Origin of the sequence: Alcaligenes sp. YSL9 (assembly GCF_030515105.1) — a bacterium.
GTDB lineage: Bacteria > Pseudomonadota > Gammaproteobacteria > Burkholderiales > Burkholderiaceae_B > Alcaligenes > Alcaligenes phenolicus.
This window is the reverse complement of sequence record NZ_JALXJU010000001.1, coordinates 1,097,765-1,112,483: the sequence shown is the minus strand read 5'-3', so window position 1 is coordinate 1,112,483 and position 14,719 is coordinate 1,097,765. Positions and strand designations below refer to the sequence as shown.

The window sequence follows — 14,719 nt, the reverse complement described above, 5'->3', positions numbered from 1 at the left end:
TGAGGCAAGATCGCTTGCCTCACTTTTTTTGGCCTTTCGATTCAGGTCTGTTTAGTCTGGTGCTTGCCGCCTGTGGTGTCTTGATTCTGTACGTGTTTCCCCACAGCAGTTCACCTGATTCTATTGGGGCGCTGAGTGTTGTGTTGAGGCTTTAGAAGGCAGGGGGGGGGAGCCGTAGTTCCAGAACTGTGGCTGAGTAAAAAAGCTCTAGCTAATCGTTTGGAAAGTCTTCAGACAGTGATTTCCTGATCGTTGAGATAGCATCCCGGATCTTCTGCCCACACATTGCCTGTGCTTTTTTCTGCCCGAGTGCGCGTATTGCCATTGCAGATATCCAGGTAGGCACAGCTAGCACAGCGTCCCTGTACAGGCCTGGGTCGTTGCCGCAGCCCTGTCAGCAAGGGATCTTGATGGTTGGACCAAATCTCCGAGAAAGGCCGTTGCAACACGTTTCCAAGGCTGTAATGCCACCACATGGTGTCGGGATGAACATTGCCACGGTTATCGATGTTCGCAATTCCTTGGCCGGAGGAATTGCCTCCCCATTGGCGTAACATAGTCAGAATTTTGGGAGCTTGCTCGGGGTAATGCCGTCGCACCCAGTGCAGAAAGAAAACACCGTCAGCATCGTTGTTGCCCGAGGTGAACTCTTTGGGTTTGCCGGCTTTTTGATAGGTCATGCAGGTTGTGAAAAGCTGCTCCATAGCCTGCCGGGTGACGGCGTGGTGACTGGACAGGGCGCGGTTGCCCAAACCCCGACCTGCATAGTTCAAATGAGAGAGATAAAAGCGGTCGATTTGTTCCTGCTCCATCACAGCCAGCAGGCCATTTAGATCAACTGCATTTTCTTGAGTCAGGGTAAAGCGCAGGCCTACTTTCAACTGTTTTTCACGGCATAGTCTCAAGCCGTGCAAGGAGGCCGCGTAGGCTCCGTCCTCTCCACGAATTCGGTCATGGCGGGCCTGCAAACCGTCCAGGGAGATGCCTACGTAGTCAAAGCCGCAGTCGACAATCTGATCAATATTTTGCTCAGTTATCAAGGTGCCGTTGGACGATAGTCCTACGTACATGCCCAGTGTTTTCGCACGTCGGCCCAAGTCGTAAATATCTGGGCGCAGCAAGGGTTCGCCGCCGGACAGGATCAGGGCGCGTACACCGAATTGATGCAGGTCATCCATGACAGTGCAGACTTGTTCGTAGCTCAGCTCGCCAGGGAAGTCCTTGTTGGTAGAGGCAGAGTAGCAGTGGCTGCAATGCAGATTGCAACGACGTATCAGATTCCAGATCACCACAGGGGCCTTGCTGACGCGTGTCGGCGCAACAGGAGAGTGCAGGGCAGCAACAAAACGGGATATCCGGAACATGCTCAAGGCCTCCGTAGACGCAGGCCGGTCTTTTTAAGAATGGCCGTGGAAAACAAAATATCGTGATCGTGCAGGACGCCAGGAAAGCGCTGCGATATTTGCAGGCTGATGCTCTGTGCCTGGGCACGTACCGTGTCATGGTCCTTGCCATGCAGCATGGCGAACAGGTTGTACGGCCACTGGGGTAGACAACGCGGACGACGATAGCAGTGGCTGACTCCGGCTTGCGAGCCTAGCCATGTACCGACTAGGTCCAGCTTGTCGTCCGTGATATTCCAGACGCACATGCCATTGGCTACGTAGCCCAGAGCATAGTGATTGGGGATGGCTGCAATGCGCCGTATCAAGCCTTGGTCCAGCATGGTTTGAAACTGCTTCATGACATAAGCTTCGGATACGCCCAACTCTTGCGCCAGTTTTAGGTAGGGCTGTGGCTCTATCGCCAAACCCCGCTGCGAGGCATGGATCAGTGCGGTATAGGCGGGATTCAAATGCACCATATCAAAGCTCCAGTTTCAGGCTTAGGGCGTATTCCTGCTCTTTGGGAAAAGCAAAGACGGGTAGGCCGGTTTCAGCTTCGATTGTCTTCAGGCAGGATTCGATGTCTTGCGGTGTCGCCGTAGCCAGTACAAACCACATATTCAAGGCATGGGCGCGCCGGTAGTTGTGAGCGACTTCAGGATGGCGGTTGACGGCTATGACGGTACTGTCCCAGCGTTTTTCCGGTACGGCCATAGCGACCAGGCAATAAGCACCGCCTAAAGCCTCGATCTGAAAGAGGGGCCCAAAGCGGGTCAATATCCCGGATTGGCGCAAGTGCTGGACACGAGCAATCAAGGCAGACTCGCTCAAGGCAAAATCAGGTGCCAACTGTGCAAAGGGGCGGGAGCAGATGGGGAAACCATCTTGCAGGCGATTCAGAATGTGGCGATCGGTGTTGTCCAGTTCAACCGGCGCATGCAATGGTGGGGTGTGATGATCAGTCATGATGAGACGGGCTAAGTAGTGCGCCTCGTTGTTTGAAGCAGCGAGTGGAGAACAACACTTCCTGCGGGAGCTGACCCAAGTCAAAACGATTATTCAACTCCGCATGGTGTGTCAGTACGTCCTGACGGTTTTTGCCATGAATCATGCAAAACAGATTGTGATTCCAATGTGGCGGGCAGGGCTGCCGCTGATAGCACAGCGTGATGCCGTCTTGCCTGGCCAGCTCCTCGCCTAGGGCATCAATGCGATGCTTGTCTACCGTCCAGACACACATGGCATTGGCTTGGTAGCCCAGTTTTCGATGGCGCAGGACCACGCCAAATCGCCGGAATATGCCTTGTTCCAGAAAGCCGCGTAGCTGTTGCAGCACTTGTTTCTCGCTGATCTGTACTTGCTCTGCCCAAGGCTTGAAGGGGTCGGCTTGAATCTTCAAACCTTGCAAAGAACACTCCAGCAGTTTGCGTTCAGTACTGCCTAATGCGGGCAGCCCCTTGCTGGGCGACAAGGGGCTGGTGCTCTTGGTATGTGGGACAAGGCTAAACCCGAGGTCAATGTGATAGGCCCGGATCATGGGCAAGGACAAGGGCAACAAGCCAGTATGTTCAGCGATGTGCTCCAAGGCCGCCTGCCGTTCTTGTTCATTCGCACAGGTCAGCACAAACCAGAGATTAATGGTGTGTTCGCGCTCGTAGTTGTGGTTCGCGGCGGGCAGGGCACTGATCCAGTCTGCAACCGTGTTCAGATCCTTGGTGGGCACATGCATGCCCACCAAAGTGCTGCTCATACAGGCAGGGTTCAGTACTGGCCCGATACGGCTGATGATGCCTTGGTCTTGCCAGCGTTGCAGGTAGTCCATCACGGCTTGTTCGCTAAGCCCCAAAAGCAGTCCCAGCTTGCGGAACGGTCGGGGTTCCAAGGGGAAGCCATGTTGCCAGGCGTTCAATAGTTGAAAGGCAGAAGGGGAAAGATCAGAAACCAATGCGACCACTCCGATGCGTAAAAAACACTCCACTCGGGTGCTGAATATCCAGGCTGTCCAGACGCTTGAAATTGTGGGTGTCGTACACACTGACCTTGTTGTCGTCTCGCGCTGAAATCCAGACAGCTTCACCCCTAGGGGTGAATTCCATGTGGAGAACGGCTTTGCCTACGTCCAAGGTTTGAACCACTTCCAGGGTGGCGACATCAATTACCTGTACCTTGTCGTTGTCTGGAAAAGCGAAGTTCACCCAGACCTGACGGCCATCGGGCTGAGCCATGACAAAAACGGGTTGTCCATGAACCGGAATGCGAGTTTTCTCTTGCCAGTTCACGGTGCTGGCGACCAGAACCTCATGGCGTCCAATGGCCGGTAAAAACAAGTCCTGGCCAGCCAAGGACCAGCCCCGTAGATGCGGCATTTTGTAGACGGGCAGGGCGGTCTCTCCCCGGCCATAGCCTTGCAAGATTTTTTGGACTCCATTTTCAGGATTCCACAAATCCAGCATGGCCAGGGCATCCTCGCCAAACAGTCCGGCAATGTAGTACCTCCCATCCGGGGTGACCATGGCATCGTAGGGCTGACGACCCGCTGCAAAACGCCGTGTTGTGGGGCGTGAGGGGTCGGATAAATCGGTCAGCCAGATTTCACCTGCCTCGAACAAGGAGTAGGCGAATTGCTGATTGGGTAAGTCAGCCAGACCAACCACTTTGGCGCGTTTGTTGGGGGCGTAGTAAGACGGAACTTCACTTATCAGGGCCAGGGTGTCCGCATCAAAAACCTTAATGCCACCCGGTTCGTAGTTTTGCACCACAATCAGCTTGCCATCCTGGGAGATGGCGCCACCTATGGCATTGCCGGACTGAATGATGCGATGGACTAGAACTTGTTGAAGCAGGTCCACTTTGCTCAGGCCACCGTCCCGCCCAAAGACATAGCCATAACGCCCGTCACGTGAGTAGGTGATATGGGCGTGGGACAGATCACCCAAACCTTCAATTCGCGCCAAGCGGCTACGATGACTGGTTTCAACGACAGCCACACTGCCTGTCGCACGCTCTACAACCAGCCCCAGGTCATTCGTGCCGCGTAGTGGGTTGGCACAGCCGCTTAAAGCGACAAGCAGGCCTAAAGTTATCAGTGCTTTCATGGTGCTGCATCCGATTCATGGAGAAGAAAATGAGCCAGCCAGAGACTTTCCGCTGGCTGCAAGAAGCGGTTCCAGGCAGGCATGGCTGTTCCGGGACGCCCCTGCATGATCGTCAGGGCGATCTGCTGTGCGCTTTGGTCTCGCAAGGCGTTAGCTGTTAAAGCAGGCCCCAGGCCTCCTTTCAGGAGCAAGCCATGACATGAGCCGCATTCTTGATGAAGCAGCGTTCGTAAAGAGGCTTGCCGCTCCGGTGTCAAAGCGGTTTCATCAGCAGCGGCTTGTTGTGGCCAAAGAAGGGAGAGCAGCACGGCTAGCCACATGTTGGCCAGAAACTGCCTGCCGCTGGGCTTCAAAGGGAAGTGCAAACCTTTCACATCACGGCCCAGGAGGGTTCGCAGGCCAGGGCATTTTGCGTGTTTGAGGCGGGTTGCGGGTAGTCCGGATGCAACTGCACCACCTGGCCGATAATCAACAAGGCTGGGGGACTGAAGGTTTGCGCAAGCTGTGGAAGTGTTTGCAAAGTACCCAAGCCCCAGCGCTGGCTTTTAAGCGTGGCATCTTGTGCCAAGGCGATAGGCGTATGCGGGCTGCGCCCATGTTGAATCAAAGCCTGGGCAATATGGCTGCAATTGGCCATGGCCATGTAGAACACCAGCGTACAGGTGGGATCAGACAAGGAGGCCCAGTTCAATTCCAGTCCTTGGTTGTCGCGCAGGTGCCCGGTGATAAAGCGCACACTGCTGGCCAGCCCGCGATGGGTCAAGGGAATGCCTAGAGAAGCTGCACAGCCTGTAGCCGCTGTAATCCCGGGCACGACTTCAACCTGGACTCCATGTTGTTGCAGATACAGCTGCTCTTCGCCCCCACGGCCAAAAATAAAGGGATCACCGCCTTTCAAGCGGACAACGTGTTGATGGGTTCGGCTCAGCGACAAGAGCGTGTCGTTGATATCGTCCTGCATGCTGGGCTTGCAGGCGGCCACTTTACCGACGTCATGCAAGGTGGCCTCCGGGTTGATACAGCTCATGATGGCGCGGCTGACCAGGCGGTCATAGACCACCGCATCTGCATGTTGCAGCAGGTATAAAGCCCGTAGTGTGAGAAGTTCAGGGTCGCCAGGTCCCGCCCCAACCAAATAAACCTTGCCGTGCATCGCTGCGCTCCTTGACGGTAGCAAGTACCGAAAGACAGTCAAACAATGCAGAAAATTGTAGGAGGGCAGGCCGCTTCGATATGGGCATGGTTGGTGTTCAGGAGAGGGGTGCAGAAAGGAAGCTTCTGGCTCTCAGACAAGAAGGTAGGGTGGGGCTAAGTGCGAGGCATATAAGGAAATTTATGCGAGCGACGGCCCGCAGAGTTGCTGATGGACGAGCGCAAGTGCTTGAAAAAATGTTCAAAAACGCAGTATCAGCCAGCTAATTTTTTGGGGTTTCAAAGCCCAAATAACATATTTGAGGCAGCCTGTTAAGTTTCTCGATGCAAAATAGGGAAAGTCCTGCAACTTGTATCAACAGTGAGCAATGATGCGGGTTACAGGGGTTTTTTTGCTTGACACGGGTATTAAACGAAGGCTTAATACGCGGTAGCCAACCGGGGCACTTGTGCGCCCGGTAGCGATGACAGACGGTAGTGCTTGCTTGCCCTGTCGTTTGTCACTATTAAGTCTGACCGCCACAAACTGGTTCCCGCTGGGGGCCCGTAAAATAATTTTCAGGGGTATTTTCTCAATGAATAAAACCGAGCTTATCGAATTCATTTCCACCAAAGCCGATCTGTCCAAAGCTGACGCTGGTCGTGCACTGGATGCGTTTATCGATGCCGTGACCACCACGCTGAAAGAAAAAGATACGGTTACTCTGGTTGGTTTTGGCACCTTCGCTGTGTCGGAACGCGCTGCCCGTTCGGGTCGTAACCCACGTACCGGTGAAACCATCGAGATCGAAGGCGCAAACGTGCCCAAGTTCCGTCCCGGTAAGGCTCTGAAAGACGCTGTGAATTAATTTTTAAATTAATTTACGCAAAAGACTTGCAAAAAGAATTCTTTGATCCTATAATTCTTTTTCTTCACAAGAAGAACGGCATCACAGAAATGGGTGCTTAGCTCAGCTGGTAGAGCGGCGCCCTTACAAGGCGTAGGTCGGGGGTTCGAACCCCTCAGCACCCACCATTTCTTTTGCTAGTCGAATCAAGCACTTAGGTAAAACTAAGTGCTTTTTTTGTGTCTGTTTGGTTTGTGTTTCAGGTCAATCCATACTAACGCTGCTCTATCAGGTTCGGGCCCTTGTGCTGCGATATAAGCATACTGAAACCATGTAAACATTGGTAAGTCGCTTGTCGGAACGGCGTAGCCACGTAATCCCTGCTCGTAAGGCGCTGCAAGCGTTCATCAGATAAGGCAGGCGAACCAGCGTGGAACTTGGCGTGTTGACCTTAAGGTGCAGAGGCGGTTGCTGCATGAATGTCAGTGAGCAGCAGCTTAGTTTGTAACGGTGCTATCTATATATGCGGATAGCGTCCATAGTGTGTCCAGGGACATTTTTCCCCTGATTAATTAGGACATACATTGAAAACAGAAATTGGTATTGTGAAGTGGTTCAATAACGAAAAAGGCTTCGGCTTCATCATGCCGGAGAGTGGCGGTAAAGACCTCTTCGCGCACCACAGTGAAATTCAGGGTTCTGGGTTTAAATCTCTGGAGGAGAACCAACGCGTTTCCTTCGTTGCTGGCGTTGGTCAAAAAGGCCCTTGCGCTACCCAGATCCAAATCGTTTGACCCCCTGCTTGCCTGTCTAGGCAAGTGTAGCGTCGGTCGATAAAGCCGAACCCTTTGAAATATTGGGTTCGGCTTTTTCATTTATGTATCCCCTCCAGGTGGACATATTGTGCTTCTGTCCACTGCTCGCATGTATGGTATGAAGGTGCCCTAGGGAAATACCTAGCTGCATAGGAAATTGCATGTAATAACATATGAATGCCTAAGTAGTTTAGGCTTCAATAATAAGGAGAGGGGAAATGAGAATGCTGATAAAGACGTTGTGCGTCGGTCTTTTGCTGGGGGCCGCGTCGGTAAGTCAGGCTGGCAGTATGAAGGTGACTCTATTGGGAACGGGTACACCTGCGCCCTATGCAGATCGAGCAGGCCCGGCAACGTTGGTGCAGGCGGGCGAAGAAACCCTATTGTTTGATACGGGTCGCGGGGTGGCGACGCGGCTGTTTCAGAAAGGCGTTGCGCCCAATTCCATTACTGCACATTTCTTCACGCACTTGCACTCGGATCACACCGTAGGTTTGCCGGACTTATGGCTGACGGGCTGGTTTGGCCGACCCTGGCCAGGCCGGACATTGCCTTTGTAGATCTATGGCCCCAAGGGAAGCAAGACCATGACGGATTACCTGCCCAAAGCCTATGACGAGGATATTCGTATCCGTGTGCAGGATCAGGGTCTGCCGGTGGAGGGTGTGACCTTTGTGACCCAAGAGTTTGAAAAGGGCGGGGTGGTCTACAGCAAGAATGGGGTGACCGTGACGGCGGTGGAGGTTGATCACGGTGGTGAGCTAATTCCCGCTTTCGGCTTTATTGTGGAGTACGACGACAAGAAGGTAGCGATCTCCGGGGATGCGATGTATGACAAGCGCTTGATTGCTGCTGCCGCCAATGCAGATGTGTTTGTGCATTCCGTGGCTTTGATTGATCCAGCCTTTTTGAAAGTCCGTCCCATCTTGAATGAAACGCTCAAGCATTTTGCGACGCCGGAGCAGGTTGGGCAGGTCTTTTCAGAGAGCAAGCCAAGGCTGGGAGTCTATACGCACATCGTGTTTTATTCGCCTGAGGGTGGCGCCAATATTCCCGAGCAAGTCTTGCTGGAGCGTACACGCACTACCTATCAAGGTCCGGTTGTGGCTGGTCGTGACTTGATGGAGTTTACGGTTGAAGATAAGGCGGTCCTTGTCTATGACGAGGCGGGCAAGGAACTGATGCAGGTGCCACGCCGATGATCTTGATTCGAGCGTTCCGCGTGAGAAGCTGAAATACGGGGAGTGGCGACACAGGCTTATTCCTGCAATTTGTCATGCCTCTCCCGTTTGAACTGCTGCCAGGCAAAGGCAAAGCACAGGCAAGGCAGCGATAATAGCAACAGCGGCCCGGTCTTGAGCGTAGCGGCTATTCAGGTAACACTACACCTTGTCGATATGCGGTCCTCGGGTCTTCATGAGCAAACTACTCTCTTGCCTGTCTCCTCTTGCCACCTTGATTCTGGCATGGCTGGCCTTTATGTTTCTTTTGTTTTTCCCGCCGCTATGGATCTTGTGGCCTGTGCTGGTCGTGTGCCTGGGCTGGATCAATTACAGAGGGATACGTTACGCATTGGGCAATAGTGACAAGTCCAAGCCTTGGCACCTTTGGTTCAATGTAGGCGAGTGCCTGTTGGCGGCGATTGTCCTGACTTTACTGGTCCGTGACCTTGACGTCCCAGCGACCTGATTTTTCCCCTTGTTGTACGAGAAACGTGTTTATGTATTCGGACCCTTGGCTTGATCGCTGGTTACCCTTGATCGCTCAACGTGAAATTTCTTCGCCGGTACTAGAGATAGGCTGTGGTTTTGGTGACGATACGTTGACCTTGACCCAGGCAGGATTGAAGGTGATGGCTTTTGACCTCTCACCCGAATGTGTGGCAATCGCGCAGCAGCGCGCTCCCGAGGCTTTGATTGAGTGCAGGGATACGCGAGGTCCCTGGCCGGAGGCGGCGAATAATCTTGAGCTGGTCCTGGCCAGCTTGTCCCTGCATTATTTTCCATGGGATGAAACCCAGGTCATTGTGCGCAGAATCTGGAATAGCTTGCGGCCTGGTGCTTTGTTTTTATGTCGTCTGAACTCCACTGAGGATGTGAATTTCGGTGCCGGGCAGGGCGAGCTGATTGAAGCCAACTTCTATCGCGACCAAGGCAATTGCAAGCGTTTCTTTGATCAGGCCAGCGTAGAGCAGTTATTTGGGGCCGAATGGCGCCGGATTTCTGTCCAGCACATGACATCGCACAAATATATAAAGCAAAAAGCGATGTGGGAGCTGGTGTTGGAAAAAGGGCAGTTGCCAGGCTGATTCCCGTACTCTGAGCATCCTGGATCTGGCAGCCGTTTCGGTCCCCTCCATCTCCCCGCTATATCTAACCAAAGAATCGGTATTTAGCCGGGTGTAACACCCTTGCTAGACTCGTTCTCATTGCTTGGAAATGGTTTCTAGGGGATGGGAAATGAAGCGGATTCAACAGAAGTGGAAGGGCGTTCGGGCAGGGGCTTTGCTGGCGTTGGTGCTGGCGGCGGCAACGGCTGTTGCAGCCGAGGTCAGCATTCTGAATGTTTCGTATGACCCAACGCGTGAACTGTACGCTGAATTCAACAAGGCTTTCCAGGCGCATTACAAAGAGCAAACGGGTGACAGTGTAGTCATCCGTAGTTCCCACGGTGGTTCCAGCAAGCAGGCCCGTACCGTGATTGATGGCGTGCCCGCTGATGTGGTGACGCTGGGTATTTCTTCCGATATTGATCAGATCGCTCAGTCCGGTTTGCTGGACAAGGGCTGGCAGGCTCGCCTGCCGGACAACAGTACGCCTTACACCTCCACGATTGTCTTGCTGGTGCGCAAGGGTAATCCCAAGGGGATTCACGACTGGAACGACTTGATTCGCTCTGATGTAAAGGTGGTTACGCCCAATCCTAAAACTTCGGCGGGGGCACGTTGGAACTATCTGGCGGCCTGGTTGTACGCCTTGAAGCAAGGCAATGGGGATGAAGCGCAGGCCCGTGACTTTGTGGCCAAGCTGTATCGCAACGTCAGCGTGCTGGATTCCGGTGCGCGTGGATCGACCACAACCTTTGTGGAGCGGGGCATTGGCGATGTATTGATTGCCTGGGAGAACGAAGCGCTCTTGTCCGTCAAGGATCTGGGGCCCGATCGCTTCGATATTGTGGTGCCTTCCAGCAGCATTCTGGCCGAGCCGCCCGTGGCGCTGGTAGATGCCAATGCCGCCAAGCATGGCACGGAAAAAGTGGCTCAGGCCTATCTGGAATATCTGTATAGCCCGGAAGGCCAGGAAATCGCCGCCCGTCATTTTTACCGTCCTCGCCTGGAGTCGGTGGCCGCCAAGTACCGCGATCAGTTCCCGGCGTTGAAACTGTACAAGGTTGACGATGAGCTGGGCGGTTGGACTCAGGTTCAGGCCAAGCACTTTGCGGATGGTGGCGTGTTCGACAGCATCTACTTGAGCAAGTAACCCCACTATCACCGAGGACCGTTCGATGTCACAGGCTCGTCTTTGGGGATTTCTGCCCGCTGCTCGCAAGCAGCGGGCTTTGCCAGGCTTTGGCTTGACCATGGGTTTGTCCATCAGCTATTTGAGCCTGATTGTTCTGATCCCCTTGTCTGCTGTTTTGCTCAAGACCACCTCCATGGGTTGGTCGGCCTTTTGGGAAACCGTCAGTGCTGTGCGCGTCTTGGCTTCCTTGAAACTGACCTTTGGGATGGCCGCTTTGGCGGCGTTGATCAATGGTGTATTTGGCTTGATTCTGGCCTGGGTTTTGGTGCGTTACCGCTTTCCCGGTCGTCGCATTGTGGATGCCTTGATTGATCTGCCCTTTGCCTTGCCAACGTCGGTGGCCGGCATTTCCTTGGCGGCGATTTATGCGCCCACGGGCTGGATCGGTTCCTGGGCTGAACCTTATGTTGGGCAGATTGCCTTTACCCCTTGGGGTGTGCTGATCGCCCTGGTTTTTATTGGACTGCCCTTTGTTGTGCGTACCGTGCAGCCGGTTCTGGAAGAGCTGGAACAGGAGCAGGAGGAGGTCAGTGCTTGCCTGGGGGCCGATCGCTTCCAGACGGTCACCAAGGTGATTCTCCCCGCTATCTTGCCCGCCTGCTTGACGGGCGTAGCGCTGGCTTTTGCCCGTGCGGTGGGTGAGTACGGTTCCGTGATTTTCATTGCCGGTAATGTCCCTATGGTTTCGGAAATTACACCCTTGCTGATCGTGATCAAGCTGGAGCAGTTTGACTATGCCGGAGCCTCGGCGCTGGCCGTTTTGATGATGGTGCTGTCCTTCATTATCTTGCTGGCGATCAATCGCTTGCAGTGGTACTTGCAGTCGCGTCATTCGGGCCAGGCTAGTGGCAAGGCAGCCAAGGTGGCAGCGCCTTTGACTTTGGAGGGCGCACGATGAGCAGCCTGACGATGGATTCCTCTGTGCAGGCGGTGCCGGTACATACGGCGCGCTTGCGGGCGGCGCAGGAAGAAGGTCCGGCCGTCAAAGCCTTATTGATTGGCATTGCCTTGCTGTTCTTTGTGCTGTTCTTGCTCCTGCCTTTGATCCTGGTCTTCATGACGGCTTTTAGCCGGGGCATCATGCCGTATCTGTCCGCCTTGAGCGAGAGCGATACCTTGCATGCCGCCAGCCTGACAGTTCTGGTTGCCGTGATTGCCGTGCCTTTGAATATCGCGTTTGGTCTGGCCGCCTCCTGGGCGATTGCGCGTTTTGAGTTCCGTGGCAAAAGCATTCTGACGACGCTGATCGACCTGCCGTTCTCGGTATCACCTGTCATTGCCGGTTTGATGTTTTTACTGATTTTTGGTCGCCAAGGCCCATTTTGGGATTGGCTGGACGCTAATAACATTCGTATCGTATTTGCCTTGCCCGGTTTGGTTTTGGCGACTTTGTTTGTCACTTTCCCCTTTGTGGCGCGTGAGTTGATTCCGCTGATGCAAATGCAGGGCAGCGAGGAAGAGCAGGCTGCGCGAGTGCTGGGGGCCAATGGCAGGCAGATGTTCTGGCGGGTGACTCTGCCCAAGATCAAGTGGGGCCTGCTGTATGGCGTGATTCTGTGCAATGCCCGTGCCATGGGCGAGTTTGGGGCGGTGTCGGTGCTCTCGGGCCATATACGGGGCCAGACCAACACGCTGCCCTTGCATGTAGAGATTGAGTACAACGACTATCACACGGTGGGCGCTTTTGCGGCGGCTTCGGTGCTGGCGGTCTTGGCTTTACTGACGTTGGCGCTTAAATTGTGGGCCGAGCGCAAAATGGTTCAAGACGGTCATCGTGGATGATCGCATTCGGAGTTCATTATGAGTATCGAAGTTCGTCATCTATCTAAACAGTTTGGTGCGTTTACGGCACTGGGTGATGTGACATTGGATTTCCCAGCGGGCGAGCTGGTGGCTTTGCTGGGGCCGTCGGGCTGCGGCAAGACGACCTTGCTGCGTATCGTGGCTGGCCTGGAACATGCGGATGCGGGTCAGGTGCTGATCAACGGCAAGGATGTGGCTGCTGTGGGCACGCGTGATCGCCAGGTGGGTTTTGTGTTCCAGCACTATGCCTTGTTCCGCCACATGACGGTGTTTGAAAACGTCGCCTTTGGTCTGCGCATCAAGCCACGCAAGCAGCGCTTGCCCGAAGCCCAGATTCGTCAGCGTGTGCACGAGCTGTTGGAGCTGGTGCAGCTGGATTGGCTGGCCGATCGCTACCCGGCGGCCTTGTCGGGTGGCCAGCGGCAGCGTATTGCTCTGGCACGTGCCTTGGCGGTGGAACCGGGTGTCTTGCTGTTGGACGAGCCGTTTGGTGCGCTGGATGCCAAGGTGCGCAAGGAACTGCGTTCCTGGCTGCGTCGTCTGCATGATGACCTCCATATCAGTACCTTGTTTGTGACGCACGACCAGGAAGAGGCCATTGAAGTGGCTGATCGTATTGTGGTGCTCAATAAAGGCCGGGTTGAGCAGGAAGGCGCCCCGCAGGATGTCTATAACCACCCTGCCAGTCCTTTTGTGTATGAGTTCCTGGGGGCGGCGAATCGCTTGCCGGGTCAGTTCCAGCACGGACGCTTTGTGGCTGATCCTCAGTTGGGACAATTCGAGTCCAATCAGGCCTTGAATGCTCAGGATGCGGGTCAGGGGCAAGCAGTAGGCTATGTGCGCCCGCATGACCTGGATTTACAGCGCCAATTGGATGGCCAGGGCATCGTCGTGGCCGTGCAGCGCATTATTCCTTTGGGGGCGACAGTACGGGTTGAACTGGCCTTGAACGAGGGCGAGCGTGCCTGGGAAGCCGAGTTCGATCATCAGCGTTGGTCGCAGCTGGGCTTGCGGCCGGGTGAGCGGGCTTTGGCCTTGCCACGCAAGTTCAGCGCTTTCCCTATCGAGTCTCAAACCGAAGCGCGATTGTCCTGATTTTTTGCAAATTATTCGCAACAGGCTGACCCTAGGTCAGCCTGTCTGCGTTAGTATCTGGAGGTTTTTTGCAGGGCGGATTGGAGCAGGAAATATTACAGGAATTTAGTATTGAGAATCATTCCTGTTTCTGTTAAGATTCGATACTTCACTGGGCATCCTGTCCGGTCCCGTCATGGTCCATGCGGGTTGCAGAATGTGTAGAACGGATTATGACCGGAATTGCTTCTCAAAAGAATAATCGCTCGATGCTGGCCTTGAAGGCAACTGGTTTGGCATTGGCACTGGGATTGCACGTGGGTGTCGTGGCTACCATCTTGTGGACGGAAACCCCCAAGATTGTGGGTGAACCCGCCCCCATGGATGTTGTTGGGGTGACTTTGGTGGAAGTGTCGGAGTCCCCGGTTCAGCAAGAGCAGGTCAGTGCCCCTCCTGAAGAGGTGGTGGCCGAGCCGGAACCTGAGCCCGAACCCGAGGTGGAACCGGACCCCGAGCCCGAGCCAGAACCGGTTGTTGAGCCGGAACCCGAGCCAGAGCCTATCGTGGAAAAACCTCCGATTCCCGAGCCGCCCAAGCCCAAACCAAAACCCAAGCCGAAACCTAAGCCCAAGCCACAGCCCAAGCCCGAGGTTCCACCGGCAGAAACACCGCAGCCTGCTCAACCAGCCGCTCCTGCCGCTCAAGCAGGTCCAGCTACGGACAATACGTCCTCCCAAACTGCCGCCCGTTCTACGGATGGTGATCGGCCCAAGCTGATTGGTCGTGTGGATTATTTGGGACGTCGTCCTGTGCCGGTGTACCCCCGGGCTTCCGAGCGCCGTCGTGAGCAGGGCCGCGTGGTGGTTCGTGTAGTGATTTCAACCCAAGGAACCGTGCTGGAAGCCAAAGTGCAAAGCTCCTCAGGCTATGAACGTCTGGATGAGTCGGCACTGAAAGCAGTACGCACAGCGCGTTTTAAACCGTATACGGAAAATGGTGTGGCCTATCGTGCCATGGCCGATATTCCTTTCGACTTTGTTTACTAGG

General features: G+C 54.6%; 18 protein-coding genes and 1 tRNA gene. 12 read left to right on the top strand and 7 right to left on the bottom strand.

Annotation, left to right across the window (positions count from 1 at the left end; translation table 11 throughout):
• Positions 1 to 230 precede the first annotated feature (230 nt).
• The 7 genes from nirJ to cobA are packed head-to-tail and all read right to left on the bottom strand — an operon-like array spanning position 231 to position 5,633.
• Positions 231 to 1,364, bottom strand: coding sequence for a heme d1 biosynthesis radical SAM protein NirJ (gene nirJ, locus M2Q46_RS05190; RefSeq protein ID WP_302356868.1), 1,134 nt, complete (start codon positions 1,362 to 1,364; stop codon positions 231 to 233).
• Positions 1,365 to 1,366: 2 nt separating this feature from the next.
• Positions 1,367 to 1,864, bottom strand: a complete 498-nt coding sequence (locus M2Q46_RS05185; protein WP_137430251.1) for an Lrp/AsnC family transcriptional regulator — start codon at positions 1,862 to 1,864, stop codon at positions 1,367 to 1,369.
• A 1-nt stretch (position 1,865) separates the two neighbouring features.
• Positions 1,866 to 2,351, bottom strand: coding sequence for an Lrp/AsnC family transcriptional regulator (locus tag M2Q46_RS05180; RefSeq protein ID WP_137430252.1), 486 nt, complete (start codon positions 2,349 to 2,351; stop codon positions 1,866 to 1,868).
• On the bottom strand, positions 2,344 to 3,267 hold the full coding sequence (locus M2Q46_RS05175; RefSeq protein WP_302356867.1) for an Lrp/AsnC family transcriptional regulator: 924 nt from the start codon (positions 3,265 to 3,267) through the stop codon (positions 2,344 to 2,346). Before M2Q46_RS05175 ends, M2Q46_RS05180 begins: the two co-directional genes overlap by 8 nt.
• Positions 3,268 to 3,319: 52 nt before the next feature.
• Positions 3,320 to 4,480: a cytochrome D1 domain-containing protein gene (locus M2Q46_RS05170; RefSeq protein WP_203145705.1), complete on the bottom strand. Its 1,161-nt coding sequence runs from the start codon at positions 4,478 to 4,480 to the stop codon at positions 3,320 to 3,322.
• Positions 4,477 to 4,800: a c-type cytochrome gene (locus M2Q46_RS05165; RefSeq protein ID WP_238441784.1), complete on the bottom strand. Its 324-nt coding sequence runs from the start codon at positions 4,798 to 4,800 to the stop codon at positions 4,477 to 4,479. The genes M2Q46_RS05170 and M2Q46_RS05165 overlap by 4 nt, the downstream gene beginning before the upstream one ends.
• A 50-nt stretch (positions 4,801 to 4,850) precedes the next feature.
• Complete coding sequence (gene cobA, locus M2Q46_RS05160; RefSeq protein ID WP_115633809.1) at positions 4,851 to 5,633, bottom strand: uroporphyrinogen-III C-methyltransferase; 783 nt, start codon at positions 5,631 to 5,633, stop codon at positions 4,851 to 4,853.
• 574 nt (positions 5,634 to 6,207) lie between these two features.
• Between cobA and M2Q46_RS05155 the strand changes: the two genes are divergently transcribed.
• From M2Q46_RS05155 to M2Q46_RS05100, 12 genes are all read left to right on the top strand, one after another.
• A complete protein-coding gene (locus M2Q46_RS05155) occupies positions 6,208 to 6,480 on the top strand; it encodes an HU family DNA-binding protein (protein WP_003799450.1) in 273 nt (90 codons plus the stop codon).
• Positions 6,481 to 6,571: 91 nt separating this feature from the next.
• A tRNA-Val gene (locus M2Q46_RS05150) sits at positions 6,572 to 6,647 on the top strand.
• Positions 6,648 to 7,043: 396 nt separating this feature from the next.
• The gene (locus tag M2Q46_RS05145; RefSeq protein ID WP_009461560.1) at positions 7,044 to 7,253 is read left to right on the top strand and encodes a cold-shock protein; all 210 of its coding nucleotides are present in this window, start codon (positions 7,044 to 7,046) and stop codon (positions 7,251 to 7,253) included.
• A 311-nt stretch (positions 7,254 to 7,564) separates the two neighbouring features.
• A complete protein-coding gene (locus M2Q46_RS05140; protein ID WP_203145755.1) occupies positions 7,565 to 7,834 on the top strand; it encodes an MBL fold metallo-hydrolase in 270 nt (89 codons plus the stop codon).
• A 27-nt stretch (positions 7,835 to 7,861) separates the two neighbouring features.
• The gene (locus M2Q46_RS05135; RefSeq protein WP_302356866.1) at positions 7,862 to 8,476 is read left to right on the top strand and encodes an MBL fold metallo-hydrolase; all 615 of its coding nucleotides are present in this window, start codon (positions 7,862 to 7,864) and stop codon (positions 8,474 to 8,476) included.
• A 214-nt stretch (positions 8,477 to 8,690) separates the two neighbouring features.
• Entirely contained in the window at positions 8,691 to 8,963 is a 273-nt protein-coding gene (locus M2Q46_RS05130) for a hypothetical protein (protein WP_083053408.1), read from the top strand.
• A gap of 31 nt (positions 8,964 to 8,994) precedes the next feature.
• The gene (locus tag M2Q46_RS05125) at positions 8,995 to 9,582 is read left to right on the top strand and encodes a class I SAM-dependent methyltransferase (RefSeq protein ID WP_247966717.1); all 588 of its coding nucleotides are present in this window, start codon (positions 8,995 to 8,997) and stop codon (positions 9,580 to 9,582) included.
• Positions 9,583 to 9,733: 151 nt separating this feature from the next.
• Positions 9,734 to 10,753 carry a sulfate ABC transporter substrate-binding protein gene (locus M2Q46_RS05120; RefSeq protein WP_060185199.1) on the top strand — a complete coding sequence of 340 codons (1,020 nt, stop codon included), beginning with the start codon at positions 9,734 to 9,736 and terminating at the stop codon, positions 10,751 to 10,753.
• 25 nt (positions 10,754 to 10,778) lie between these two features.
• Positions 10,779 to 11,693, top strand: a complete 915-nt coding sequence (cysT, locus tag M2Q46_RS05115; RefSeq protein WP_302356865.1) for a sulfate ABC transporter permease subunit CysT — start codon at positions 10,779 to 10,781, stop codon at positions 11,691 to 11,693.
• On the top strand, positions 11,690 to 12,577 hold the full coding sequence (gene cysW, locus M2Q46_RS05110) for a sulfate ABC transporter permease subunit CysW (protein WP_254001942.1): 888 nt from the start codon (positions 11,690 to 11,692) through the stop codon (positions 12,575 to 12,577). The genes cysT and cysW overlap by 4 nt, the downstream gene beginning before the upstream one ends.
• A gap of 18 nt (positions 12,578 to 12,595) precedes the next feature.
• Positions 12,596 to 13,693 carry a sulfate/molybdate ABC transporter ATP-binding protein gene (locus M2Q46_RS05105; protein ID WP_026483423.1) on the top strand — a complete coding sequence of 366 codons (1,098 nt, stop codon included), beginning with the start codon at positions 12,596 to 12,598 and terminating at the stop codon, positions 13,691 to 13,693.
• A 212-nt stretch (positions 13,694 to 13,905) separates the two neighbouring features.
• Positions 13,906 to 14,718, top strand: a complete 813-nt coding sequence (locus M2Q46_RS05100; RefSeq protein WP_021446500.1) for an energy transducer TonB — start codon at positions 13,906 to 13,908, stop codon at positions 14,716 to 14,718.
• The last annotated feature ends 1 nt before the right edge of the window (position 14,719 follow it).

What these genes read in the sequence shown, in the direction of transcription:
- M2Q46_RS05135 (WP_302356866.1), top strand. Translation starts at nt 7,862, where the DNA reads ATGACGGATTACCTGCCCAAAGCCTATGACGAGGATATTCGTATCCGT.
- M2Q46_RS05105 (WP_026483423.1), top strand. Translation starts at nt 12,596, where the DNA reads ATGAGTATCGAAGTTCGTCATCTATCTAAACAGTTTGGTGCGTTTACG.
- cysW (WP_254001942.1), top strand. Translation starts at nt 11,690, where the DNA reads ATGAGCAGCCTGACGATGGATTCCTCTGTGCAGGCGGTGCCGGTACAT.
- M2Q46_RS05185 (WP_137430251.1), bottom strand. Translation starts at nt 1,864, where the DNA reads ATGGTGCATTTGAATCCCGCCTATACCGCACTGATCCATGCCTCGCAG.
- M2Q46_RS05180 (WP_137430252.1), bottom strand. Translation starts at nt 2,351, where the DNA reads ATGACTGATCATCACACCCCACCATTGCATGCGCCGGTTGAACTGGAC.
- M2Q46_RS05130 (WP_083053408.1), top strand. Translation starts at nt 8,691, where the DNA reads ATGAGCAAACTACTCTCTTGCCTGTCTCCTCTTGCCACCTTGATTCTG.
- M2Q46_RS05140 (WP_203145755.1), top strand. Translation starts at nt 7,565, where the DNA reads ATGAAGGTGACTCTATTGGGAACGGGTACACCTGCGCCCTATGCAGAT.
- nirJ (WP_302356868.1), bottom strand. Translation starts at nt 1,364, where the DNA reads ATGTTCCGGATATCCCGTTTTGTTGCTGCCCTGCACTCTCCTGTTGCG.
- M2Q46_RS05100 (WP_021446500.1), top strand. Translation starts at nt 13,906, where the DNA reads ATGACCGGAATTGCTTCTCAAAAGAATAATCGCTCGATGCTGGCCTTG.
- M2Q46_RS05155 (WP_003799450.1), top strand. Translation starts at nt 6,208, where the DNA reads ATGAATAAAACCGAGCTTATCGAATTCATTTCCACCAAAGCCGATCTG.
- M2Q46_RS05125 (WP_247966717.1), top strand. Translation starts at nt 8,995, where the DNA reads ATGTATTCGGACCCTTGGCTTGATCGCTGGTTACCCTTGATCGCTCAA.
- cobA (WP_115633809.1), bottom strand. Translation starts at nt 5,633, where the DNA reads ATGCACGGCAAGGTTTATTTGGTTGGGGCGGGACCTGGCGACCCTGAA.
- M2Q46_RS05120 (WP_060185199.1), top strand. Translation starts at nt 9,734, where the DNA reads ATGAAGCGGATTCAACAGAAGTGGAAGGGCGTTCGGGCAGGGGCTTTG.
- M2Q46_RS05170 (WP_203145705.1), bottom strand. Translation starts at nt 4,480, where the DNA reads ATGAAAGCACTGATAACTTTAGGCCTGCTTGTCGCTTTAAGCGGCTGT.
- M2Q46_RS05165 (WP_238441784.1), bottom strand. Translation starts at nt 4,800, where the DNA reads ATGTGGCTAGCCGTGCTGCTCTCCCTTCTTTGGCCACAACAAGCCGCT.
- cysT (WP_302356865.1), top strand. Translation starts at nt 10,779, where the DNA reads ATGTCACAGGCTCGTCTTTGGGGATTTCTGCCCGCTGCTCGCAAGCAG.